The following is a 24,102-nucleotide window of genomic DNA, read 5'->3' on the forward strand; positions in this document are numbered from 1 at the left end:
GAAAGGATCGACGACCCGCTCCACGACGACGGGGTGTGGCCGCCGGGGGGCCGTTCACCCGGGGAGCGCGTCCGAGAGCTCGCAGGCCACCTCGCCGGCCAGGGGGAGCGCCGCACGCGCGCAGAGCCGGGCACGCCGCTGGACGCCGTCCGCCGGGCCGGAAGCCGATCCTCCGCTCCCGGAGACCGGGGCCGCCAGCACCGTCTCGCAGCGCCGCCCGATCAGCGAACAGGCGCGTAGCAACTGCCTGGCCGTCGCGATGGCGTAGACCGTCTCGGGTTCGGCGCGGAGTGGAGCGGTGAGCCGTCCGAGCAGCGGCAGGATCATCGAGTAGTCCCCGTGACGGGCCATCGACCGTGAGCTGAGGACGATGATCGCCTCTCTGGGCCAGGCGGGCGGAAGGCGCAGGACGCGCGCCGCCCGCAGCCGTACCCAGGCGCGGCGGGTGGCGGTGTCGGACCCGCGCGGGTCCACCCCGTCCACCACGAGCGTGACACGGTCGGGGCTGAGGATCTCCAGGGCCTGCCGGAGCCACGCCGCGAGGTCGCCCAGCCGTCGCGGGGGCGCGGGTGCCGTCAGGTCCGCGTCCGACACCACGGCGAGGAAGCCGTGCGCGCCCTCCAGCTCGGCCGCGACCGCCGCCGCGCCCGCGTCGTCGCTCGCGTCGGGCACCGGGACGACGGTCAGGGACGTCGCGTGCGCGACGAGCTCGTGTCCGAACGGGCCCGCGGGAACCTCCAGGCGCGGCGGACGGACGGGTCGCGTGGACAGGATGCTTCGCGGGGACATGCGGCTGTGCGCGGACATGCGGCTGTGCGGGGACATGGTGCTTCGCGGGGACATGGTGCTTCGCGGGGACATGGTGCTTCGCGGGACCACGCCGTAGGCCGCCGCGCGCTCGTACAGCCGGGCACGCCGCCGCAGGGCCTCACCGGCCGGCCCCGCCCCGTGGTACTCGGCGGTGAACGGCTCGTCGGCGGCGCTCGCGTCCGATGGCGGGCCGAACGGTGGGCCCGATGGCGGGCGCGGCAGGCCTGGTGGTGGGCTCGATGGTGGACGCGGTGGCAGGCCCGGCGGCGCCCCCGTGGCGGCCGCCGGGCGTCGCCGGAGATGGACGAGGAGGTCGTTCAGCGTTCCGGCCTCCTCGTCCCCGAGCACCAGGCGCGGGCCGGCGCCCGCCGGGGCGATCTCCAGAGGCAGGGCCGGCGTCACGCCGGCCTCCAGCGCGGCGCCCAGGGCTCCGGTCTCCCGTCGTGCGGCGGCGCCCAGGGCTCCGTCCTCCGGGAGCGCGGCACTGACCAGGGCCCTGATCAGGCGGCCGTCCTCGTCGCGTGCCGCCCACATGGCGACCACGCGGAACCCGAAGTCGCCCGAGGCGAGGGCGTCCCCGGTCACGGCCGTCACGTCGTCGAGCAGCCTCGGCGTCAGCAGGCCGCAGGTCAGAGCCGTGGGGAGCCCGGCCAGAATCCTGGCCGAGCTCTCCCTGCGCCGCAGGACCTCCCGTACGGCGTGCACGTCACGTGCTCTTCACGTAGACCACGCGCGCCAGGGAAGGCCTGCCGGAGGGCGGCTCGGGGTCGGCGACCCTGAGCACCCACACCACCTTGCCCTCGAAGGACGGGGACGTGCCCGCTCTGCTCGCGCTCACCGAGGGGTCGCCGTCGTCGACCCGCCGGGTGGTGACCAGGGTCCTGAACGTGCTCCCCTGGAGCCTCGGGTTGCAGTCGCCGCTGCGGGGGTGCGCGAGGAGGCCGTCGGACAGCAGGGCGGTGCGCCGGCCCCACCAGCTTCGCCGATGGGGGAGCGGGAGCGGCACGAGGCCGCGGAGTGCCTCGTCCAGGGCCAGGAGCCGGCGGAACTCCGGAACCGGTCCCGGCGAGTCGCCGACCAGGTTCGTCAGGCGGGTGCGCATGTTGGACAGGTACAGGTTGAGGTTGCTCCCGCTCGCCTCCTCCAGTCCCTTGGTCACGACGTCGAAGCCGTGCCAGAGCCCCTGGTCGTGGCCCGCGAGCCAGCAGGCCTGACGTGCCATGTCGACCAGGTGCGCAAGGTCGCGTTTCGCCAGGGAGCGCCGGAGGTCGTCCCAGGTCGAGGCGTCGGAGCCCGCCGACAGGTCGGGGCCTGGGTAGCCGATGACCTCCAGCGACGGAGGCAGGTCAGGAGGCTCATCGGGCGGAGTGGCCTGGGGAACGGCGGCGCCCGTCGCGGCCGCGTGGTCGCGGGCGGCGGACGCCACCGCCTCCCAGGCACGCCCGCGCCAGAGGTCCGCCACCTCGGGCGCCAGCCGCAGCGCGAGCATGTGGACGCGCTCCCAGGTGACCGCGGCCCGTTCGCGCGGGCTCCCTGCCGAGGGCACCTGGTAGGGGACGGCATGCGGCGAGACGTCCCTGTCCCCGGACATGCGCGTCAGGACATCGGCGAGAGCCTCGGCGGTCATCGCGTCCAGGTCCCCGACGACCGGCCGCCGAGCTTCCCTCACGGCTTCTATGGGCGACGCCTTCCCAACGGCTTCGAGGGGTGACGCCTTCGCCATGGCTTCTAGGGGTGACGCCTTCGCCGGCGACGGCTCCGTCAGGTCGCCGGGGCTCACGTCCACTCCGCCACCCTCGGTCCCCTCGCCGGGCGGTACCGGCGGTACGGGCGGTACGGTCGCGTCGGCGCCGTCCCGCGCGTCCGCCTGCCCGACGACAGGCGCCTCCGGGCCGTCCGCCTCCTCGCCCTCGGCGGTATCGCCCGCGGGCTCTTCTCCCGTCGCGTGCTCCGCTACCTCGCGCAGGTCGGCCGTCGAGGTGTCCCCGGCCTGGCCGGACGGCCGGGCGGGTCCGGCCGTCCTGGTCCTGAGCAGCCTCTCCAGGCCGTCGCGCGCCGCCACGCAGGCGTCGGCGGCGGCCGGGTCGGTGGAATGGATGCGCATGCCCGTCCCGGTGAGCGCGACGACGAGCTCCTCAAGCCTCCCGCGGACCTCGCCCTCGTCCGGGAGCAGCGCGAGGAGCAGCCGGAGGGCGTCGTCCAGCGTCCGCTCAGAACCGGCGGCCGTTCCCGCCGTGGTGTCCGTCGCCATGGTCAGTGCCTTCCGGTGAAGGGATCACGGTCCGGCTCCAGCTCCGAGACGCCCCTGTCCATCGTGACCTTGTAGACCGAGCCGCTGTGCCGCTCCACGTCGCGCAGGCTCTCCGCCTTCCAGAACGGCGGCTCGCCCCGGTGGAGGCGCAGCCGCCCGCGCACGTCCAGCGTCGCCACGTACCGGGCGGTGGGCTCGACCGGCCCCGGCGCGCGCAGCGGGGCGAGTTCGTCGCGGTTCCCGTCGGGGCGCCGCAGGAAGAACTGATAGTAGCCGCTCTGCGGAGGAGAGGGGAGGGGGGCGGACACGCGCCCGAGCACGTAGCCGCTGTCCAGCGCGTCGTTCTCGTGGAAGAACCTGTCGAAGTACGCGCTCACCTTCTGCCCGTCGGGGGACCACGCGGGGAAGATCTCCCGGGTCTCCACCTCCGTGCCGTCCTCCTCGACCACCGAGACCATGAGCGGCGCCGGTAGCTCGCGGAGCCGCCTCTCGTGGTCGTCCCACGTGCGGGGGTCCAGCTCGGAGCGCAGGTCGACGAACTCCCCTTCGTCGGCGCTCACGTGGTAGTGCGCCTCCCCCTGGCACAGGTAGAGGTACGGGATCAGGTTCTGGTCCACCTCGAAGAGGGTCTTGATCCTGGACTCCTGGAGGCCGTCCGAGCTGGGCAGGAAGACCTTCGGATCGGGGCGGAACCCCTCCTCCTGACGGGTGCCGAAGTTGAACACCCCCCACTGGATGGTCTCGGCCTTCCCGATGGGGCGGTGGACCTCGTGGAGGGGGAGCAGCGGCTGCCACGTGGTGTCGCGGGCGGCGATGGTGCCTTCGGCGTCCACCTCGCGCATCGGGTGGCCGGCCGCCAGCAGGGGGATGGTGTTCCTTCCGTAGCCCTGGAGCTGGAACGCGCAGGGAAGCGTGTAGAAGAGGTTGTCCACCGCGATCTGGACGTGGGTGCGTCCTCTGGCCAGCTCCGCCTCCGCCCCGGTCAGGCCCATGTTGCGCAGGTACACCGACTGGGCCCAGCAGGCTCCGAGCGACGCGGCGGCCTTGGCGTAGTCGGCCTCGACGATGACCGCGGCGGGGTTCCACGTGAGCAGGCGCTCCTGCTCGTCGTTCCCCTCGTTGCCGGGCAGCTCGTCGATGACGACCTCGCGCATCAGGGGCATCGTGCTGGTCTGGCCCGACAGCATGACCCGGTCGAGCCGCTCGTCGGAGCTCTTCGGGAAGCTCTCCTCGACGAGCCAGCGGCCCATGCCCACGGCCTGGCTGAGGATCTGACGGGCGAGCCGGGTGAACTCGCCGAGGTCGAGGGCGACGCTCTCCTTGGGAAGGAGGTCCACCAGCCTCGTCTGGGCGCCCGCGTTGTCCTGGTCGATGGCGTTCAGCACGCTCTGCACGTCGTCCAGGGGGACGGGGTAGGTCTCCTCCGTCCACCGGCCCATCTCGATCTTCGTCTGCTCCGCCAGCTTCCACAGGAGGTGGAAGGCCTGCTTCTGTGGTGACTTCGCGTCCTTGGCCCAGTGGGTGGGCAGCGCGTCGCGGAGCACGTCGGCGATCTCGCGCGGCGCGGGCAAGGACGCGTCCGACATCGCGACGAGCTTGGCGAGCGCGCTCCTCCCGCTCTCCTGGCCGCGCCCGGCGATCTTCTGGGCGAGCGCCCGCCGCTCGGTCTCGAACCCGTCCCCGTTGATCAGCGCGTCCAGGACGGCCGCCTTGAGCCAGTAGAAGACGCGCAGGGTGAGGTAGTCGCCGCCCAGTTGGAGGTGGCCGGTGGAGTTCACCACCTCGGGCCTGATCACGTAGTAGCGGCCCTGGACGAGCGGGTCGACGTTCTCGATGGCCCTCGTGTGGTCGATCACCGTCAGCCGGATCACCGCGATGTCGGTGGTGCCCGCGCCGACGTCGATCACCAGCATGTTCTGCCGCCAGGTGGGCGGATCGTCGCCGATCCTGCGGGATCGGGAGATCAGCGCCTCGGTGCCCAGCTCGCCCCGGTCGGTGCCGAAGTCGCGCATCAGGAAGAACAGCCCGGCCGCGACGCCCTCGTCGAAGCTGGTGATGACCTGGGGCATGTCCAGTGTCTTCCTGATGAGCCGCTGCAGCCGCTCCCGCGCACCGGGCGGCGTGGTCGTCGGGTAGGTGACGACCACGCTGGTGAGCATGGCCGGCGGGTCCTCCTCGCCGTCCGGCCTGGCGAACACCTCCGTGCGCTCGATCAGCTCGGCGTAGACGGCGGCGATCAGGTCGTCGGTCGTCGCGCCCCGCCCGCCCCGTCCCGTGATGCCGTCCCCGAGGAGCTCCGGCTTGATCAGGTCGGACTTGAGCCCCCGCCTGACCTCCGGCCCGTCCACCCCGAGTGCGATCCGCACGGGGCTGGGATCGACGATCTCCACGGTGCTGGGCAGGATCTCGGGCCGTCTCTTGCCCGGGTCCAGCTCGACCTGGCGCAGCGACAGCTCGAACAGGTTCGGTACGAGGAAGGCGCTGTCGTAGGCGTCGAGCAGGCGGGGGGCGAGCCACGCCGCGAGCTTCTCGCCCGACTCCACCAGGCACTCGTCCAGAGCCAGGCACACAGTGTCGAGCAGCGCGTCGGTGAGCGTGTCCGGGTCGCGGCCGACCGCCACCGCCTGCCTGAGCTCCGCCGCGAGCGCGGTGAGGTCGCGTGGAGCGCGCTCGCCGAGGGTCTCCGCGACCGACGCGACGAGCTTGGCCAGCAGGTCGCGCCACTGCCCGGCGAGGTGCTCCGGCGGGCTGTCCCGCAGCAGGCCGGCGAGCCTCTCCCGCAGTTGCCTCGCCTGCTGGGGGTCCAGGGGCAGCCGCTGCGGGCGCCGGCTGTCGAGGATCGTCACGGTGGCGGAGGACGTGCCGAAGTCCACCGCCGCGACTCCCTGGTAGTAGGGCTCCTTCAGCTCCCGGATCGGGAAGGGGACGTCCTGCCACTCGGGGTCGAGCGGGGGCCCCGGCGGCGGGGGCGGCGGAGTGCCGGGGGCGGCGAACAGCACGCGTACGGGGCGCTCGTCGTAGGCGGCGACCCCGGAGGTGTCGGTGAAGGTGTACCGCCATTTCACCGACGCCCGCACCGGCCACTCCGGTGAGCTCGGGCCGGACGCGACCCGGCTGACCGGCAGCCGAAGCCCCTCCGCCAGCACCTTCCTGGACACGACCCACCCGCGGGACTGCGAGGCGGCGTGGTTCCACATCGCGGCCAGTTCGTGGTCGCGGCGGCCGTCGTCGTCCGGCACCACCCGGACCTCCTGCACCTCCACCTGCGGCATGCCGGGAACGGTGGTGAGCACCGCGCCCGGAAGCAGGTAGTCCCCGTCCCGCTCGTAGAGGTGGAAGGTGAGCGGCGCGGTCTCCTGCACGTGGCGGGCGTGCTCGGCGGGCGTCTCGAATACGAGGTTCAGCAGCATCACGCCACTCCCCACTCTCTGATCAGCTTCATCAGCGGCGACTCGTCGCCCGGCGTGGCGCCGGCGGCCTCTCCGGCGGCCTCTCCGGCGGCCTCGCCCGGCTGCGGCTCGGCAGGGAACATCAGGTTCACGTGTGCTCGTCCGGGGATGCGTTCGTACAGGTACTCAAGGTCCTGGCGGAGCTCGGCGTGCACCCGCGTGATGCGCGTGGTGATGGCCTCGGTGGCGGCGTCCGCGACGCTCAGGGCCATCGCCCGCCTGAGCCTGAACAGGTAGATCTGGTGCCGGGCGAGCTTCTGCTCCCAGTCGTTCCTGCCTTCCGGCACGCGCGGGTGCCAGGGAAGCGCCCTGTCGACGTACACCGGAAGGCGCTCGCCGGCCGGGTCCTGGACGTCCGTGCCGTCCTGCGGGCCGCGCGCGTCCTCCGGGTCCGCGCCGACGTCCTGGCCCTCCTCGGGGGAGGCGAGCCAGGAGACCTCGGTGAGCATGTCCAGCACCTGGTCGACGTTGTCGCCGACGCGGTGGGCGATCCTCGGCAGGCCCACGTCCAGCAGTCGCTGGACCTCGTCGTCGAGGAACCGCTCCCGCAGGGGCGCGAGGCGCGCGTTCTGGGCGTCCAGCCACTCGCCGAGGATCGCGGAGAGCCGCGCGTGCCCGTTCTTGACGGCGTCCGCGTACGTGGTGGCGAACGGTTCAACGAAGGCGGCCGTGGTGTCGTCTCCCTGAGCGGCCTTGGCGCGCAGCAGGCGGTCGGCGCGGGACCGCTGCTGCTCCTGGTTCTTGCGGACGAATCCGCCCTGCGCCCGCCGGAGGATCTCCTGCCACTGGGGCCAGCACATTGTCTCGGTGACCGCGGCCTCGCGCACCGCCTGGACCAGGGGCACTCCGTCGGCGTCCCGCACGGTCAGCGGGTTGCGGAACTCGCCGACCGCTCTGAGCAGCTCGCCGTGGTGCCGCCGCAGCTCGGTGAACAGGGCGCCGACGCGCTCGCGTGCGGCGGCGCTCCCGCCCGGGGGCGGCTGGCCTGACGCGGTGACGAAGCGCTTCAGCTTGGGCAGCTCGTCGCCGATGAGCCGTTCCAGCCGCCGCATCGCGCGCAGCTTGTTGGCCAGACCGTGGGTGCGGGCGTGGTCCTCGATCAGGTCGCGCAGCGAGGCGAAGCCGCCGTCCTCGGCCAGGGCCTCAAGCGCCCGTCCCCACACGTTCCCCGGCTGCGTGCCGAGCACCCGGGCCGCGAGGTCCTTCCAGGCCGCGGCGCGGGCCGGCGCCTCCTCGACGGCCGCGGCCACCTTCGCCATCTCCTGGCCCCTGAACGTCGCGGGCAGGTCGCACAGGCTCATCGCCACGGCGGAGGACACCAGGCGCACCCGCCCGGCCTGCTTCTGGACCAGGTCGGGCGCCCGGACGCACAGTCCCCGCAGGTTCTGCGACTCCTGCCACAGGTCTTCCATGGTCACGTGCGTCCGGTCCCCCGGCAGGTCGGGCGGGGTGATCCGGTCGAAGCGGTTGCCCACGGCGAGGACGGAGTCCCGCAGCTCGGCGGGCTTGCGGCCGTGCCTCTCCAGCATGTTGTAGAAGCGGTCGGGCACCTCGGTCTCGGGGGTGGGCGCGTCGATGACGGTGATGATGGTGTGGATGTCCCGCAGCTCGCTCTCGCTGAGGAACGCGTCGCGCTTGGCGGACCGGTCGGCGGCGAGCCCGGGGAAGTCGAGCAGCACGACCTCGTTCTGGTCGCGCAGCCCGTCGAGCGCCCACACGCGCGGGTCGACCCGCACGGTGTAGGCCACCCGGCGTATCAGCGGGAACGTCAGGCGCAGGTCCTCCTGGCGCTGCTCGACGTCGCGCCTGCCCATACCCGGCCTGACGTCGCGCTCGGGGTAGGACTCGGGGACGCCGTCGCTCGCGCCGAGGTCGATCGCCCTGTCGATGTGGTCCTTGGACACGTGCACCGTCTCGCCGAGCAGCGCCTCGGCGCTGAGGTGCGCGTCGCGTAGCGTCAGCAGCTCCTGCGCCGTCTTACGAAGGGTGGGATTTACGTGCTTTTCTCCCCATAGGTGTTTCTGGCACCATCTTTCGAACTTTATCCAGCCCTGATCAATGGGGTTGTAGCCATCGAGCGGCGCGACCTCGTCCGCCGCGATGATTTTGTCGGTCTCGTGGACCAGTTGGCCCATGATTTCGCCGACGCAATTGATCAATTGCTGCCGGCTGAGATAGTGGACGCCCACCGTGCCCTCGACGTGGGTCCGCAGGCCCGGCCGCGCCGCGAGCAGCGTGAGGGCCGTGACGTTCCCCGTCGTCGGGCGCTGCTCGGTCGGCAGCAGGTCCGGCTTGCCGAGCAGCGTGCCCAGCATCATGGACTTCCCCACGCTGAACTGCCCGACCACGCCGATCGTCACCGGGTTCTTGGCCAGGTTGATCTGATCGACGACCAGTTGCTCCACCCGTTCCCGAAGGCTCGAGACACCGGGCTCGTCGGGGAACGGGTGGGAGCTCAGAGCGCTGTGCAGCCGCTCCGCCTTCTCGCGGAGCCGGGCGATCTCCCGTAGCACCCCGGTGTTCTCCTCATCGGCCACCACATTCCTCCTCCGTGACGGATCAGCCGTGCCGCGAGCGTAAAAGCATCTCTTCTCGCGAAAACCATCAATGGATGAGATTTCCGACTTGGTTTCCGTGTTTCACTGGCCAACCGGATCAACTGGAGACACAGCACTATGAGGGCTATATCGGCGAGTGGCCTCCAAATCGCGAAAGCGTTGGGGGAACTCGCCCAAGAACCGGAACTCGGACCCCGGGCACCGGAGCTGGTGTCCCTGGGTCTCGCTCTCGTGGAGGACGCCCAGGCGGCCGGCGACTGGGTCGAGATGGACCTGCTGGCGACCTTCGCCCGGCCGGACGCCATCCTGCCCGCCTCACGCCACCCCCGGCTCGGGCTCGTCCTGTCCGTCGCCACCTCCGGGCTGGTCTTCGTCCCCGTCCTGCTGACCTGGTTCGGCCTCGCCTCGGCGGTCGCCGCGTACGGCCGGATGCTGGACTCGGCGGCCGGCCGCGCCGCCGCGGGGGGACGGACCTTCCTCGACCTGTGGCAGTCCGGCTTCCACGGTGAGCTGAACCCGCTCCTCGACCTCTCCCACGTCGCGGGCTACACGCTGACCGCCCTCGGCCTGCTGCTGCTCGCCAACCTGGTGGGCACCTGGCTCGCCCACGCGGACGAGCGCGCCGCCGGGCGCCGCCGAGCCGAGTTGCTCTCCCGGCTCGTTCCCGTGCTCACCCGGGCCCAGATGCTGCTCAACCGGCGCAGGCTGGCCTCGCCGGCCCGGTTCGCGGCCGAACTGTCCAGGGCGGCGGCCGTGCTCGGGGGCATCTTCGACCAGGCGGCGCTCGTGCAGGAGAGCATGGCGGGGCTGTCGGGACGCAACATCGTGGTCTCCGAGCGCCTGCACGCGGCCATCGGCGAGCTGGGCACGACGGTGACCCGGCTGCGGGACACGGGCGCCGAGGTGGCGGGCGCGACGTCCTCGATGCGGAAGGCCGCCACCACGCTGGCCGAGGAGGTCACCGAGCGCGCCGCCCGGGCCGCCGTACGGCTGGACGCCGCCGCCGACAGCGCCGCGTCCGGACTGAAGGAGTCGCGGGAGGCGGGGGAGAGGCTCCTCGCGGCCGTCACGGAGCGGATCGACGCCACGCTGACGGGCCTCGGCGACCGCATCACCGGGGCGACGGACGACCTGGCCAGGGCGGGGAGCGGCTTCGCCGAGGCGATCCGGGCGTCGGCGGGAGAGGCCGCGCGGGACGTCGGGCAGACCTACCAGGAGGCCGTGGCGGCGGCCGCGGTCACCCTGACGGAGAAGATGGCCGGCATCGGCGAGGAGCTCACCCGGGTGGTCGCGGACGTCAACGTGTCCGTGACCCGGCAGATCATGGCGGCGGAGGCGGCCGAGGCCGCCCGCGACCGCCACGCCGCCGTGCTGGAGCAGGCGGTGACCGCGCTGTGCGCCGGCGAGCACGCCGGCGACGGACAGGACAAGGGGCGCAGGGAATGGCCATAGACAGGCTCGTCACTCTGATCGCGATCGCCGCCTTCTTGGCCTCGCTGAGCTGGGCGCTCGCCGCGCACGCGCGCCTGCGGCCGGCACGCCAGGAGCTCCGCGGCCACAAGGCCGCGCTGCGGCGGGCGAGGGCGGACCTCGATCGCGGCCAGGAGGAACTGCGCCGCCTCCAGCCCGTGGCGGAGGAGCTCAGGCGCGCACAGCAGGAGCTGGGACGTGCCGACGAGGGCCTGCGGCGGGCGCGCGAGGAGCTCGCCCGCCGGCCCTCCGTGGAGTACGTCGAAAAGGAGGTCCAAGTGGAGCGGCAGGAGCCGGAGGTGCCGATCGGCTCCTACGGGGACGGGCGGAAGGCCGAGCACCTTCTCGACCCGCAGGTCCTGCCGGACGTGCCCGACTCCGTCCCCGACAGCGTGGCGGACGGGGCGCGGCTCGGCGGCCTGGTGGTGCGGGGCGCCTCCGTGCGCGGCGACGCCGCCCGTACGGACGGCAAGGTGCGGCGCCAGACGATGGCGCTGGCCGTGATCGACACCTTCCAGCCGCCCGTCCTGCTGACGGCCGTCGCGGCGGGCCGCAGGGGAAGCCGCTACTCGCAGGTCGGCGCCGCGCAGGCCTGCCGGAGCATCCAGTACAGGCTCGCCGACCGGGCGCCCGAGATCCAGGACGCCTGGCAGGACCTGATCAAGGGGGACGACGACGCGGGCCCCCGGCTGGCTGAGTCGCTGCGCGACACCCTGGCCGCGCTGGAGGATCCGCTCAAGGAGGCGGCGCGGGCGCGCGCGCTCGGCGGCGACCAGCTCGCGACCGAGCTGACGTGCGTGCTCACCCGGCTGGGGGACGCGTCGAGCAGGCACCACCTGGTGTTCGGGGTGGGCCCCGGCTCCGTCCTGGCCCTGGGCGCGGACGGGCGGTGGGACACGGTGTTCCCGGACGGCGAGCAGGCGGGCGAGGGGGCCGCGCTGTTCCCGCCGGCACCGGACCCCGTCCGCTGGACCGGCTTCCAGACCGGGCCCGGCCAGGCGATCGTCGTCTGCGCGGGAAGCACGGCCGGGTTCCTGGAGCGGGGCCAGGTCCGCGATCTGGTGACGGCGGAGTGGACGCGCAGGCCGCCGCCCCTCACGCGGCTGATGTGGCAGCTCAACACCCCCGACCAGAAGTACAGGGACGATCGGACCGCCGTCGGCCTGTGGGAGCTGGACCTCAAGGCGGCCGCCCCCCGGACGGAGGGGTGAGGCGCCGTGTGGCGGCGGCCCGGCACCGCGATGACCCCGATGGCCATCGCGGGATGGCTGTTCGCCGACCTTCTCGCCGGATTCGTGCTCATCGTGCTGGGCTCCCAGCCCGCCGCCGTGGCCGACCGGCCGGTCACCCCCGTGCCCACCCCGGTGACGAGCGGGAGCAGGCCCGCCCCCACTCCCTCCGCGCGGCCCGTGGGCCTGTCCCGGGCCCCCATCAGGCTGACGGTGACCGGCACGGGCACCGCGCGGGTACGGAGTGAGGTCCGAAGGGCCACGGGGGGACGGCTCACCGGCCGGCGGGCCGGCCTGGTGATGACGTTCGGCGCCGGAAGCCCGGAGGCGGGCACCAGGCTCGCGGAGAAGGTGAACCGCGGCCTGAGGGCGGCCTTCCCCGGACTGTTGAAGGGAGCCGTCGTCCGCGCCTACCACGACCAGGGCCTGCCGGGCGGCGAGGCCACCGTGGAGATCTACCTCTTCACCCGGTGAGCGCGGAACTTCACGCGGTGAGCGCGGAAACGGTTCAGAAGCGGTCGAGGCGGAGCACCGTCCGGTGGTCCTTGTCGCCGGGGGTGCTGACGATGAGACGGCGGGCCATCGCGGTGGCGTCCTCTTTGGTGAGGCTCGCCCCCATCGCAGTCGCCTCCTCGTACGCCTCCGGGGTGAGGGTGGCGCGCACGACTGCCACGTTGCGCGGGCCGTCGAGCGGGTCCATGAGCTGGGGTGAGTAGCCCACGCGGGAGCCGATGGCCGACACCGCGCCGAGCAGCACGGCGCCCTCCATCGCCCGGCCCGCCATGCCGAGCGCCCCCGCCAGCACGTGCGCGCACGCCAGCCACGAGGTCATGTCCTCGGTGCGGTCGAGGTGCACCACCAGCCGCGCCGACTGCTGCACGGCACGGTCCGCGTCGCCGAGGTCCATGGCGACCTTCGCGCCGATCCAGCCGGAGGAGCAGTACGCCCAGTCGTGGCCGCACGCCTCGGCGATGTCGGCCGCCTGGACGAGCTGCCCGGCGGCGAGCGCGGGATCCCCGGCGACGCGGGTGATCTGCCCGCGCACCATCATCAGCTCGGCCTCCACCCAGGGCAGGCCCGCCGCGCGTACGTGCTTCCACCCCTCGGACAGGGCGAGCTGCGCCTGGCTGGGGTTGCCGCTGAGCTGCAGGAAGTACCCCCTGTACGGCAGGGCGCGCGCCATCACCTCGATGTCGCCGGTCGCCTCGGCCTGGCGCAGCGCGACCTCCACGTCGTCGTTGGCGGTGATCGGGTCGCCGGCGAGGTAGCGCAGCAGCGCCCGCCCGATCAGGGCCTGTCCGCGGCCGGGGTGGTCGGCGCCCGCGCACTCCAGGGCCTTGGACAGCCACCCGATGCCCTCGTGCACGTTCCCCGCCCGGTACCAGTGCCAGGCCAGCGCCGTGGAGATGCGCAGCGCGGAGTCCCCGTCGCCGCTCGCCAGAGCGTGGCCGAGCGCGGTGCGCATGTTCGCCTGCTCGTACCGGAGCCGTCGCATCCACAGCTCGCCGTCGAACGTACGGAGCCGGCGGTCGGCGGTCTCGGCCAGCTCGACCGCCCAGGCGACGTGCCGGTTCGCCCAGCCGGGCCGCTCGCCGGCGGGAAGGGCGCGCATCGCGTACCGCCGGATGGTCTCCAGCATGCGGTAGCGGCGGGGCGTGCCCGCGCCGTCCACGGTGACGAGCGACTTGGAGACCAGCGCGCTCAGCCGGGGCAGCACGGGCGGCCGGTCGTCCAGCCGCTCTGCGGCCTCCAGGTCGAACCCGCCGTCGAACACGCTGAGGCAGCCGAGGAGCCGCCGCTCGGCCGGGTCGAGCAGCCGCACGCTCGACTCGATGGCGGCCTCCAGGCTGCGATGGCGGGCCGGGGCGGTGCGCGAGCCGCCCGCGAGCAGCGCGAACCGGTCGTTGAGCCCCTCTTCGATCTGCTGGAGCGACAGGACGCGCGTCTGGGCCGCCGCCAGTTCGATCGCGAGGGGCAGGCCGTCCAGCTCCCGGCAGATCCGGGAGATCAGCTCGCGCTCGGCGTGCCGGGGACGCCAGCCGGGGCGCACCGCCCGGGATCGTTCCACGAAGAGCTCGGCACCTGTGCCGTCGGGGTCCAGCGGCGGCAGGTCCCAGGTGGCCTCTCCGGCGATCGACAGCCGCTCCCTGCTCGTGGCCAGCAGCCGCAGGCCGGGGCACCGGGTCAGCAGGTCCTCCGCGAGACACGCCACGGCGTCCACCAGGTGCTCGCAGTTGTCCAGCACGAGGAGCATCTCGCGGTCGCCGATCGAGGCCGCGAGGTCGTCCGCGCTCTTGGTGATGGCCGTCCCCATCGCCGCGCCGATCGCGCCGGGGAGCAGCGCCTCGTCGGCCACGTCGGCGAGCATGGCCAGCCACGGCCCCTCGCCCTCGGCCTGGTCGGCGTGCTGGTGGGCGACCTCCAGGGCCACGCGGGTCTTGCCCGTGCCGCCGGCGCCGGTGATCGTCACCAGCCGGTGGGTCGCGAGGAGCCCTCGCACCGTGCTCACCGCGCCCTCGCCCCCGATGAGGCGGGTCAGCGGCGCGGGAAGGCGCGGACGCGGGGCCTCCCGCTGCTCGACCGGCTCGGCGAGCACCGCGGTCTCTCGGGGACGCTGCCAGTCCAGGCCGGGGTCCTGCTGGAGCACCGCGGCCTCCATGGCGCGCAGGGACGGTCCGGGGTCCACGCCCAGCTCGTCGATCAGCCGCTCGCGCGCCGTGCGCAGCGCGGCGAGCGCGTCGCCCTGGCGTCCCCCTCGGTACAGGGCTAGGGCCAGCAGCTCCCAGGAGCGCTCGGCGAGCGGGTGCTCGCGGACCAGCGTCTCCAGCTCGCCCACGGCGGGGACGGCCGTGCCCATGGCGAGCAGGGCCGCCGCGTGGTCCTGGCGCGCGGCCAGCCGCGCGTTCTCCAGCCGCGCGACCTCGGCCGTGGCCGCGTCGCTCTCGCCCAGGTCGACGTACGCGGGCCCGCGCCACAGCCCGAGCGCGGTCTCAAGACTCTCCGCCGCGGTGGCCGGGTCCTCGGCCAGCAGCCGGGCGCCGCGCTCGGCCAGTGCGGCGAAGCGCTCGGCGTCCACCGACTCGGGCCGGACGCGCAGCACGTACCCGGGGCCCTGGCGGTCGAGGATGCCGGTGGGCGCCCGCGACGGCCGGTCGGGTTCGAGGGACTTGCGGAGTTTGGTGACGTAGGAATACAGGCTGGCCATGACGCTGTTCGGAGCCTGCTCGCCCCAGACCGCCTCGACGATCCGCTCGGCGGTGACCACCTTGCCCTGGGCGATCAGAAGGGTCGCGACGACGGCCTTGACGCGGCTGCCGCCGAGGTCGATTCGCTCCCCGTCGCGGCTCGCCGTGAGCGGGCCCAGGACAGAGAAGTAAAGCCCCGCCGTCTGAGCACCCACGGTCATCCGTCCCCTTGCGCGTCCGCCCCTCCGCAAGCTGCGGAACAATTGGCTAGTTATATCCCGAACCCGGGTAAAGGCGAAGGCTGCTCATGAATTTGGCTCAAACTCGGGACGCTTTCGGGATAGTGTCCCGCGTTTGTCCCAGGAATGGTCCGTCACCGCCTTCAAGGCGGCGGGGTCGCGGCGGTGTTAGCGTGATGCCCACAAGAGACGCATGGCAGTGAGCCGGGCGAGACCTGACGACGCCCTGCGGCACCGGCGGGCAGAAGTTGCCCTTATCCGCGTCGCGGGTCGGTCTCTAGTCTCTCGGCATCGGAGGTGTCCATGAAGGTCGTTGGCAGTGCCGTGGTCGGAGTCGACCGGGGTCGCGTGTGGGCCGCCCTGCAGGATCCGGCGGTCCTGGTGCGCACCATCCCTGGGTGCGAGCGGCTGGAGTCGACGGGCGGCGACACCTACCGCATGACGGTTACCGCGGGCGTCGCCTCCATCAAGGGCGTCTACCAGGGTGAGGTCGCACTGTCCGACCCGGAGGAGCCCGAGCGGTTCACGCTCCGCGCGCGGGGCGCCGGCGCCCCCGGCACCGTGGACGCCACCGTGCGCATCACCCTGAGCGAGGTAGACGGCGGTGCGACCCGGGTCGACTACGACGCCGAGGCGGTCGTCGGCGGCATGATCGGCGGCGTGGGCCAGCGCATGCTCGGCTCCGTCGCGAAGAAGACCGCGGGGGAGTTCTTCAACGCGGTCGAACAGCACCTTCAGGTGGGCGCCGCTCCCGCGGCGGAGGTTCCCGCCGGCCTGGCGCTCGTGCCGTCCGCGACCCCGTCCGCGAACGGCGGTTCGCCACAGGTGGCCGGGCCGCACGAGGCCGGGCAGGTGTTCGAGCGGCCTCGCGGCGAGGCGCCGGGCGCGTCCGGGCGTTCACGGAACGGTGCCCCGGTCTGGCCGGTGCTGACGGCCTTCGGCATGGGTGCGGGCGTCGCACTCGGCAGCGCCGTCATCGGATGGCTGCTCGGCCGCACCGGCCGCTCTCGTTAGATCTTTCGCCTGCTCCCGGCAACGTTCGCGCGCCCGGGCGCAGGCGGTTGCCCGTCCCTTTGCCCTGGTCGCCGGGGCGGCTCCGGCCCCGCGCGGCCGTACGGGCGGGCCTGGTGACGGTGGCGCGGGCCCGATCCGCCTTACGCGTCAGGTAGATCCCAGGGTTGTTACGGAACCTCGCGGAAGAGGATCTCCCGGCGTAACGTGGTGATATGCGTGAGTTCCGTGCGGAGGATGCTCGATCGGAGGCCCGGCGACTCATCCACGACCTGCTGGGTGAGGAGCATCCGACGGCCGCGTTGCTGCTGAGCGAGGCCCGAGCCGCGCTCGGCGACGACCGCATGGCGCGGTGCGCGGAGCTGGCGCAGGGCGCCGCGCTCACCCGGCGGTCCTCCGAGCTCGCCGCCATCGCCGGCCTGCTCATCGGCACCGGTGCGCTCGGCAGGGGATGGTGGTCGGCAGGGCGAGGCGGGAAGATACCGGCCCCCGACGAGGTGCTGGCCGCCGGCACCGCCATCGAGCCGTGGACCGACCTCACCGTGCTGGAGATGCTCGCCGCGTGGATCGCCGACGACACCGCCGACCTGGCGTGGGGCTCGCCGGTCGGGTCGGTCGACCTCAACTCCTGGCAGGGAGAGGACCGCATCGAACTGCCGGAGGGCGTCACCCCCGGGCAGCGCCTGGTCGTCTCGTTCGACGCCGGTGGCCGCCTGGACGCCGTGGTGGTGGAGCGGCCCGGCGGTGAGCCGGGATCGAACCTCGACTTCGCCACGCTGCGTTACTCCGGGCCCGCCGAGGCCCAGTGGAGCTGGGGCGTGGCGGCGGGGCTCGGCCCCCACCCGCTTCCCGGCGAGGACCCGGACCCGTACGCCGTCACCGTCGACCAGCGGGCGGCCGAGCGGCTGCGCCACTGGGCGCTGCGCCACGGCGCCACGGCCGAGCAGGTCGGCCCGTGGTGGCAGGCGAAGGGCGACGTCGTCGCCGCGATCGAGCGCGTCGACTGGATGTGGCGCAGCGGCGAGTGGTTCGCCTGGTGGCGCGCGACCTCCGCGCTGCTCGGCGGCGATCCCCAGCAGCTCGCCGCCCGCATGGACGACATCTCATCCGCCCCCTGACGGCATTCCTGGAATGTTTGCCTGATGTGACGGGGTTGAGCATCGTGTGAAGGTTGAGATCTTTTCTGATGTCGTCTGCCCCTGGTGCTACATCGGTCATACGCGCTTCGCGCGCGCGGCCGAGCGCTACCGCGAGCAGGGCGGTGAGGTCGAGGTGGAGCTGCGCCCGTTCCAGCTCGCGCCGGACGCGGAGTCCCTCGGGGAGCCGCTCACCGCGTGGATGGAGCGCAAGTTCGGCGGGCCCGAGCAGACGCGGCAGATGACCGGCCGCGTGACGGGGGCGGCGGCCGAGTCCGGCCTCGACCTGCACATGGACCGCGCCGTCCAGGCCAACTCCTTCGACGCCCACCGGCTCATCCTCGCCGCGACCCGGCAGGGCAGGGGCGAGGAGATGGCCAGGCGCCTCTTCCGCGCCTACTTCACCGACGGGCTGAACATCGGCGACCGCGAGACCCTCGCCGGGCTCGCGGGCGAGGTGGGGGTCCAGGCGTCCCTGGACGGCGAGGACGGCGCCGAGGAGACCCACGCGCAGATCGACCGCGCCCGCGAGCTCGGCATCAGCGGCGTGCCGCTCTTCCTGTTCGAGGGCAAGTACGCCGTCTCGGGCGCGCAGCCGGAGGACACTCTGCTCGCCGCCCTCGCGGAGGTCGCCTCCCTCACCGGCCGGGCGACGCCGCCAGGCCAGGGCGACGCCTGCCCGGTCTAGGAGCCGTCAGGCGGACGTGGATGCCGGGTGCTGGGCGTGCGCCGAGTCGCCGAGGTCGCCGGCGCGGTAGTGCCGGCGGCACAGCACGCGGTAGTGCACCTGCGCGGCGTCGGTGTCGGCGATGACGACCTGCTCCCCGGTGCGCGCCATGACCCCGTCCACGACGCGGGCGTTGAGCCTGCCCTCGCGCCCGCACCAGCAGAGCACCTCGACCTGCAACCGCGACACCTCGTCGGCCAGCTCGAACAGGCGCTGCGCGGCGGGGAACATCCGCGACCGGAAGTCCGAGGCCAGGCCGAAGGCGTAGACGTCGACGCCCTGCCCGTCCACCAGGTCGGCGAGCTGCTCGATCTGGGCGCCCGTGTAGAAGCACGCCTCATCGCAGATGAGGTAGTCGACGCGGTCGTGCGCGCGTACGAGCTCGACCAGGTCGAGGTCGTCGTCGACCTCGATGGCCTCGAGCCCGAGGCCGATACGGCTGGTGACCTTCGGTCCGCCCGAGCGGTCGTGCTTGGTGAGCACCAGCCCCCGCCTGCCCTGGCGGCCGTGGTTGTAGTTCATCTGCAGTGCCAGCGTGGACTTGCCGCAGTCCATGGGGCCGTAGAAGAACCTCAGCACGCCGTCTCGGTGGGGATGCGCGGGCACGGCGGATAGGGCGGACATTTCACTCACGGGGCGTCAGCATACAGCCCGGCCGCCGGGCCGGCGGGCAAGTGTGACCGGTCCGGGCCGGTCGAGCCGGTCACCCGTCCGGGCGCGTCGCCGCGTGACGGAGCAGGGAGATGCCCGGGACCGCGATGCGGGAGACCTCGCGCCCCGCCCGGCCGTCGAACCGTACGACGCCGCCGGTGACGCCCGCGTAGACGGCGCGCTCGTCCGGGGTCACCGCGACGCCGCGGGCGGCCGCCGGCAGGCGCCACTCGCCCCGCACGGCGAGCGAGCCGGGATCGATCGACCGCACGGACGGCCCGGCGGCGACGTACAGCGAAGCGCCTTCCGACGCCGCCGACGCGGCGCCGGACGACGCGCCGACGACGGCCGTCCTCTCGATCTTCAGCGACTCGGTGCCCGCCCGGAGCAGGGTGCCGCCGGCTCCGTCGTAGACGTACAGGGCGGCGGCGGACACCGCCAGCGTGTGGCCCTCCGCCGGGCCGCGTCCGAACGGTTCCGGCAGGTCGAGGCAGTAGGCCCACCGCTGGTCGAGGTCGAGCACGTGGACGAACGCGTGGACCCCCGTGGTCCTGCCCGCGACCAGGTCGCGGGTGTGCAGGTGGTTGGGCTGGTGGGTGTAGAGCGTGTAGAGCCGATCGCGGCCGGGCGACAGCACGGCGACCCGGCCCTCACCCCGCATCGTCTCCTCGGCCCCCGCCGGCACGGGCCGCTTCTCGCGGGTGAGCAGGGGCGAGAACGCGCCTCGCTCGATGTCGTAGGCCTTGACGCGGTAGCTCTCCGGCGAGGTCGCGGGCAGGTACTCAAGGAGGAACAGCGCCTTCCCGTCCGTGGAGAAGGCGTCGGGCTCGAAGTTGCCCTTCAGCCGCACGACCTTGGGAGCCGTGGACCCGGATGGATCGGCGACGACGAGGGTCGTCGAGCGCCGCCCCGGCCGGCCGTACGGCGAGGCCGGGGGAGGGGCGCCGAGGGCCACGACGTCCCCGAGCGGCGACACCACACGGGCGACCACGCCGCGTGGGACGGTGGCGCGGCTCAGCTCCCTGCCCGTCACGGCGTCGAGGGTCAGCAGTTCGCCCGCCGGGGACACGGTGTACAGGCGATCCCATCCCGCACTCGCGACCGGCCGCGCCGTGGAGAAGATCGTCGCCCCTGAACGGGTGTCGAGGGCGGACAGACGGTCCGAGACGTCGGCGAAGAGCACGTGGGCGGGGGGCCGGGGCGTACCCGCGGGGGACGCCGGTGCGGCGGCGGGAGGCCGCGCGCAGGACGTGAGCAGTGCCGCGCCGGCGAGGCCGCCGGTCACCTTCAGGAATTCGCGTCGCTCCATGCCCTTCCTACCGCTCGCGCGGGCAGGAGGTTCCACAAGGCCGGGGTCGCCTGAATGCAGGGCTATACCTGCCTACGAGTGGCCGATTCCTTGGCGGATGTTGCTGATTCCGGAATCCGGAGGGGTTCAGTAGACACTGAAGGCATGCGCAGCGTCCGAATCGGCGTCGACACCGGGGGCACGTTCACCGACGTGGTCGCGGTGGACGAGCAGACCGGTGAGATCACCACGACCAAGACCCCCTCCACCCCGGCCAACCCCGCCGACGGGTTCATGAACGGCGTGCACAAGGTCCTGGCCGGCCGGAGCCTGTCCGAGGTCGGCGGCATCGTGCACGGCACGACCGTGGCGACCAACCAGCTGCTCGAAGACCGTCCGGTCGACCTGGGCTTCGTCACCACGGAGGGCTTCGAGTTCATCCTGGAGATCGCCCGGCAGAGCGTGCCGGACGGCTACGGCAACTCCTACTTCTGGGTCAAGCCGCCGCGCATCGTGCCCGTGCACCGGGTGAAGACGGTCGGCGGGCGGCTCGACCACCTCGGCGAGGAGGTGCGGCCGTTCGACGAGGAGGAGGCCGTGCGGGTGGCACGGTGGTTCCGCGACCGCGGCGTCACCGCGCTCGGCGTGTGCTTCCTGCACTCGTACGCCAACCCCGCGCACGAGCGGCGCATGCGCGAGGTGCTCGAACGGGAGCACCCCGGCGCGGTCGTGTCCCTGTCGAGCGACGTGCTCCGCGAGTACCGCGAGTACGAGCGCTCGGTGACGACCCTGGTCGACGCGGCGGTCAAGCCCACCATGCGGCGCTACATCGCGAACCTCTCCTCGCGCCTCGGCATGCCGTTCTCGGTGATGAAGAGCAACGGCGGGGTGCTGTCCGCGACCGAGGTGGTCCACCAGCCGATCACGACGGTGCTGTCCGGCCCGGCCGCGGGCGCACTCGGCGCCGCGCTCATCGCCGGCACCGGCGGGCATCCCTCGGTCATCACCCTGGACGGCGGCGGCACCTCCACCGACGTCGCGGTGGTGGTCGACGGCGAGCCGTCCCTGACCACCGAGGGCTCCATCGGCCGGTACCCGTGCAAGATCCCGATGATCGACATCGTGACCGTCGGCGCGGGCGGCGGCTCCATCGCCTGGATCTCCCCCGAGGGCACGCTCAAGGTCGGGCCGAGGTCGGCAGGCGCCGACCCGGGCCCCATCTGCTACGGCAAGGGCGGCACCGAGGTGACGGTCACCGACGCGCACGTCTACCTCGGCCGCGTGCCGCCCCACCTGCTCGGCGGCGAGATCCCGCTGGACGCGGACGCGGCCAGGGCGGGCATCGAGGCGCTGGCCGGCAAGCTCGGCCTGTCGCCCGAGCGCACCGCCGTCGGCGTCCTGGAGATCAGCGCGTTCAACCAGTCGAACGCCATCCGCCAGATCACCGTCAAGCGCGGCCTCGACGTGCGGGACTTCCCGATGGTCGCCTTCGGCGGCTCGGGGCCGCTGCTGGTCTGCCGCCTCATCGACATCCTGTCGGTCCCGGCCGTCGTCGTCCCGCCCAACCCCGGCAACGTGTCGGCGTTCGGGCTGCTCACCGTGGACGTGAAGAACGACTACGTCCGCACGCACGTGACCCGCGAGCTCTGCCTGGACACGGCGGCGGGCATCCTCGGCGATCTGGAGGCCCAGGCCGCCGCCACGCTCGACCGCGAGGGGTTCCCCGCCGACCGGCACGTCTACGCGCGCAGCGCCGACCTGCGCTACTACGGCCAGGCGTACGAGGTGCGCGTGCCCGCACCCGGCGGCCCCGTGGACGAGGCGTGGCGCGCGGAGGTGCTCGACCGGTTCCACGAGGCCCACCACAAGCTCTACGGGTACGGCTACCGCGACGACCCCCGGCACGCCGTCGAGTGGGTCAACCTGCGGGTCTCCGGCATCGGCCCCATCACCCGGCCCGTCATCCCCGAGCTCCCCCCGGCCGCCGGCGCGACGACGGTTCTCCCGGGTGAGCGGCCGGTGTACTTCGACGAGGATTCCGACTCGCCGCTCCACCAGAACGGCTGGTGGACGGCGCCGGTCCACCGGCGTGACGAGCTGCGCCGCGGCGACGTCGTCACGGGGCCCGCGGTGATCGAGGAGTACGGCTCGACGCTGCCCCTGCACCCGGGCTTCACCGCCGAGGTGGACCGGCACGCCAACCTCGTGGTCCGCAGGGCCACCGCGCACAAGGACGGAGCGGGCGAGTGACAACCGTTGACCCGGTGCTGGTCGAGATCGTCGAGGGGACGCTCGCGTCGGTGGAGATGGAGGTCGAGACGGCGATCGCCCGCACGGCCCGCTCACCGATGATCCGCGACGCGCACGACTTCAGGGCGGGCATCCACGACGTACGACTGCGCAAGCTCACCGGCCGCTCGTACTCCGCCCTCGTCCAGCCGATCGTGCGCGACTTCCCGGTCTCGGAGATGAACCCGGGCGACGTCTTCTTCCACAACGACGTCTACCTCTCCGAGGGCGGCATCGGTCACCTCCCCGACCTGTGCGTCACCGTGCCGGTGTTCCACGACGGCGAGGTGGTGGCGTTCGTGCAGGCGTTCGGCCACCACGACGACATCGGCGGAGCCGTGCCAGGCTCGATGCCCTCCCATGCGCGCAGCGCGTTCGAGGAGGGGCTGATGGTGCCGCCGATCAAGCTGTGGGACCGGGGCGAGCCCAACCGCGCCGCGCTGACCATCATGACGCGGAACTCTCGCATGCCCGACTCCCTGGCCGGAGACCTCGACGCGGAGTGCTCGGCCTGCCTGATGGGCGCCCGCCGCCTCGGCGAGCTGTTCGGCAGGTACGGCAGGGCGGCGGTCGAGGCGTGCTTCGACGCGATCATCTCCAAGACCACCGAGACGTTCCGCCGCGAGCTGCTCGCCAAGATCCCCGAGGGGGTGCACGTCTGGGAGGACTACGCCGAGCACGACGGCGTGGACGAGCCGAGGCTGCACACCCAGCGGATCACGCTGACCGTCGACCACGCGGCGGACAAGCCCCTCGTCATCGACTTCACCGGCACCTCCCCGCAGGCCAAGGGCCCGATCAACCACGCCGGCGACTACGCCGACGGGGTGTTCCTGAAGAAGTGGCTGGCGCCCATCCTCCGCAACCTCGCCGACACCCCGGAGCGGATGGCCGAGCTGGACGTCAACGAGGGCGTCGTCCCCCTGATCGAGATGAGGTTCCCCGAGAAGGGCACCCTGCTCACCCCGATCTTCCCCGCGCCGACGAACGCCCGTACCTTCGTCATCCTGCGCCTGCTCGGCGTGCTCGCCGGGGTGCTCGCCAAGGCCACCGGCGGGCGCATGCCCGCCGACCAGGAGACCATCCGCTACACCGGCGTGTACGGGGACGACCACGAGGGCCGGCCGTACCTCATGCGGGAGGTGCTCGGCGGCGGCTCGGGAGGGCGCTGGTACGCCGACGGGGAGGACACCATCCATGTCGTCCCCGACTCGCGCAACATCCCCGTGGAGTTCGCCGAGTCGCGCTGGCCGTTCCGGGTCGAGCGGCTCGGGCTCGCCCGCGACTCCGGCGGTGCGGGGCTCTATCGCGGCGGTCTCGGGTACGACAAGCACATCCGCATGCTGCGTGACGCCTCGTTCATGTCCATCGCCGACCGCTCGATCCTCGCGTGCTGGGGAGTGAACGGCGGCAGGGCCGGCCGCCCGTTCCTCGTGACCGTCGGTGACCGGGAGATGGAGGGGCTCGTCGACGACTTCCCCGTGAAGGAGGGCGAGATCGTCCGGGTCAGGACGACCGGGGGCGGCGGCTGGGGCTCGCCGTACGACCGCGACCCGGCGCTGGTGGCGGCCGACGTCCGCGACGGCAAGGTGTCGGCGGAGTCGGCGCGCGACGACTACGGCGTCATCCTGTACGGCTCGGCCGGCGAGCCCGAGGTCCACCTCGCCGCCACCGAAGCGCTCCGCGCCGAGCTGCGCACGGCCCGGCCGCCCGCCTTCTTCGACCGAGGACCCGGCTACCCGCTCCTGTCCGGGGGGGAGGTCACAGGCCGACGTCGACACGTGAGGTGAGGCCTCGGGCGGCTCGGGG

Annotated in this window: 15 protein-coding genes; 8 read left to right on the forward strand and 7 right to left on the reverse strand. The window is 73.0% G+C overall.

Annotation, left to right across the window (positions count from 1 at the left end):
- Positions 1-54 precede the first annotated feature (54 nt).
- Genes ACOZ38_RS13015 through ACOZ38_RS13030 form a run of 4 tightly spaced genes read right to left on the reverse strand, consistent with a single transcriptional unit; the run spans position 55 to position 9,047 of the window.
- Entirely contained in the window at positions 55-1,515 is a 1,461-nt protein-coding gene (locus tag ACOZ38_RS13015) for a hypothetical protein (protein WP_424530674.1), read from the reverse strand.
- 1 nt (position 1,516) lies between these two features.
- Positions 1,517-3,061 carry a hypothetical protein gene (locus tag ACOZ38_RS13020; RefSeq protein ID WP_424530676.1) on the reverse strand — a complete coding sequence of 515 codons (1,545 nt, stop codon included), beginning with the start codon at positions 3,059-3,061 and terminating at the stop codon, positions 1,517-1,519.
- A gap of 2 nt (positions 3,062-3,063) precedes the next feature.
- On the reverse strand, positions 3,064-6,471 hold the full coding sequence (locus ACOZ38_RS13025) for a hypothetical protein (protein WP_424530677.1): 3,408 nt from the start codon (positions 6,469-6,471) through the stop codon (positions 3,064-3,066).
- Entirely contained in the window at positions 6,471-9,047 is a 2,577-nt protein-coding gene (locus ACOZ38_RS13030; RefSeq protein WP_424530678.1) for a dynamin family protein, read from the reverse strand. The genes ACOZ38_RS13025 and ACOZ38_RS13030 overlap by 1 nt, the downstream gene beginning before the upstream one ends.
- 231 nt (positions 9,048-9,278) lie before the next feature.
- Between ACOZ38_RS13030 and ACOZ38_RS13035 the strand changes: the two genes are divergently transcribed.
- Genes ACOZ38_RS13035 through ACOZ38_RS13045 form a run of 3 tightly spaced genes read left to right on the forward strand, consistent with a single transcriptional unit; the run spans position 9,279 to position 12,241 of the window.
- Complete coding sequence (locus tag ACOZ38_RS13035) at positions 9,279-10,520, forward strand: hypothetical protein (protein ID WP_424530680.1); 1,242 nt, start codon at positions 9,279-9,281, stop codon at positions 10,518-10,520.
- Entirely contained in the window at positions 10,511-11,749 is a 1,239-nt protein-coding gene (locus ACOZ38_RS13040; RefSeq protein ID WP_424530682.1) for a protein phosphatase 2C domain-containing protein, read from the forward strand. The genes ACOZ38_RS13035 and ACOZ38_RS13040 overlap by 10 nt, the downstream gene beginning before the upstream one ends.
- Positions 11,750-11,755: 6 nt before the next feature.
- A complete protein-coding gene (locus ACOZ38_RS13045; protein WP_424530684.1) occupies positions 11,756-12,241 on the forward strand; it encodes a hypothetical protein in 486 nt (161 codons plus the stop codon).
- A gap of 34 nt (positions 12,242-12,275) precedes the next feature.
- On the opposite strand, the gene ACOZ38_RS13050 is transcribed toward ACOZ38_RS13045, so the two are convergent.
- On the reverse strand, positions 12,276-15,173 hold the full coding sequence (locus ACOZ38_RS13050) for a BTAD domain-containing putative transcriptional regulator (protein WP_424530686.1): 2,898 nt from the start codon (positions 15,171-15,173) through the stop codon (positions 12,276-12,278).
- A gap of 321 nt (positions 15,174-15,494) precedes the next feature.
- Between ACOZ38_RS13050 and ACOZ38_RS13055 the strand changes: the two genes are divergently transcribed.
- From ACOZ38_RS13055 to ACOZ38_RS13065, 3 genes are all read left to right on the forward strand, one after another.
- Complete coding sequence (locus tag ACOZ38_RS13055; protein WP_405146672.1) at positions 15,495-16,205, forward strand: SRPBCC family protein; 711 nt, start codon at positions 15,495-15,497, stop codon at positions 16,203-16,205.
- Between the two features lie 212 nt (positions 16,206-16,417).
- Positions 16,418-17,320, forward strand: coding sequence for a hypothetical protein (locus tag ACOZ38_RS13060; protein WP_424530688.1), 903 nt, complete (start codon positions 16,418-16,420; stop codon positions 17,318-17,320).
- 46 nt (positions 17,321-17,366) lie between these two features.
- Positions 17,367-18,026: a DsbA family oxidoreductase gene (locus ACOZ38_RS13065; RefSeq protein WP_424530690.1), complete on the forward strand. Its 660-nt coding sequence runs from the start codon at positions 17,367-17,369 to the stop codon at positions 18,024-18,026.
- 6 nt (positions 18,027-18,032) lie between these two features.
- Here ACOZ38_RS13065 and ACOZ38_RS13070 read toward each other — a convergent pair whose 3' ends face one another.
- On the reverse strand, positions 18,033-18,689 hold the full coding sequence (locus ACOZ38_RS13070; protein ID WP_424536997.1) for a thymidine kinase: 657 nt from the start codon (positions 18,687-18,689) through the stop codon (positions 18,033-18,035).
- Positions 18,690-18,768: 79 nt separating this feature from the next.
- A complete protein-coding gene (locus tag ACOZ38_RS13075; RefSeq protein WP_424530692.1) occupies positions 18,769-20,025 on the reverse strand; it encodes a hypothetical protein in 1,257 nt (418 codons plus the stop codon).
- A 144-nt stretch (positions 20,026-20,169) separates the two neighbouring features.
- Here ACOZ38_RS13075 and ACOZ38_RS13080 point away from each other — a divergent pair, with 144 nt between their 5' ends.
- Complete coding sequence (locus ACOZ38_RS13080) at positions 20,170-22,254, forward strand: hydantoinase/oxoprolinase family protein (RefSeq protein WP_424530694.1); 2,085 nt, start codon at positions 20,170-20,172, stop codon at positions 22,252-22,254.
- Positions 22,251-24,083 (forward strand): hydantoinase B/oxoprolinase family protein, encoded by a 1,833-nt coding sequence (locus tag ACOZ38_RS13085; protein ID WP_424530695.1) that lies wholly within the window; start codon positions 22,251-22,253, stop codon positions 24,081-24,083. Before ACOZ38_RS13080 ends, ACOZ38_RS13085 begins: the two co-directional genes overlap by 4 nt.
- Positions 24,084-24,102 lie beyond the last annotated feature (19 nt).

The sequence above is a fragment of the Sphaerisporangium viridialbum genome, from assembly GCF_049674955.1.
Lineage (GTDB): Bacteria > Actinomycetota > Actinomycetes > Streptosporangiales > Streptosporangiaceae > Sphaerisporangium > Sphaerisporangium viridialbum.

Excerpts from the sequence above, each read along its gene's own strand:
- ACOZ38_RS13020 (WP_424530676.1), bottom strand. The coding sequence starts at position 3,061 with ATGGCGACGGACACCACGGCGGGAACGGCCGCCGGTTCTGAGCGGACG.
- ACOZ38_RS13025 (WP_424530677.1), bottom strand. The coding sequence starts at position 6,471 with ATGCTGCTGAACCTCGTATTCGAGACGCCCGCCGAGCACGCCCGCCAC.
- ACOZ38_RS13040 (WP_424530682.1), top strand. The coding sequence starts at position 10,511 with ATGGCCATAGACAGGCTCGTCACTCTGATCGCGATCGCCGCCTTCTTG.
- ACOZ38_RS13050 (WP_424530686.1), bottom strand. The coding sequence starts at position 15,173 with ATGACCGTGGGTGCTCAGACGGCGGGGCTTTACTTCTCTGTCCTGGGC.
- ACOZ38_RS13055 (WP_405146672.1), top strand. The coding sequence starts at position 15,495 with ATGAAGGTCGTTGGCAGTGCCGTGGTCGGAGTCGACCGGGGTCGCGTG.
- ACOZ38_RS13060 (WP_424530688.1), top strand. The coding sequence starts at position 16,418 with ATGCGTGAGTTCCGTGCGGAGGATGCTCGATCGGAGGCCCGGCGACTC.
- ACOZ38_RS13070 (WP_424536997.1), bottom strand. The coding sequence starts at position 18,689 with ATGTCCGCCCTATCCGCCGTGCCCGCGCATCCCCACCGAGACGGCGTG.
- ACOZ38_RS13075 (WP_424530692.1), bottom strand. The coding sequence starts at position 20,025 with ATGGAGCGACGCGAATTCCTGAAGGTGACCGGCGGCCTCGCCGGCGCG.
- ACOZ38_RS13080 (WP_424530694.1), top strand. The coding sequence starts at position 20,170 with ATGCGCAGCGTCCGAATCGGCGTCGACACCGGGGGCACGTTCACCGAC.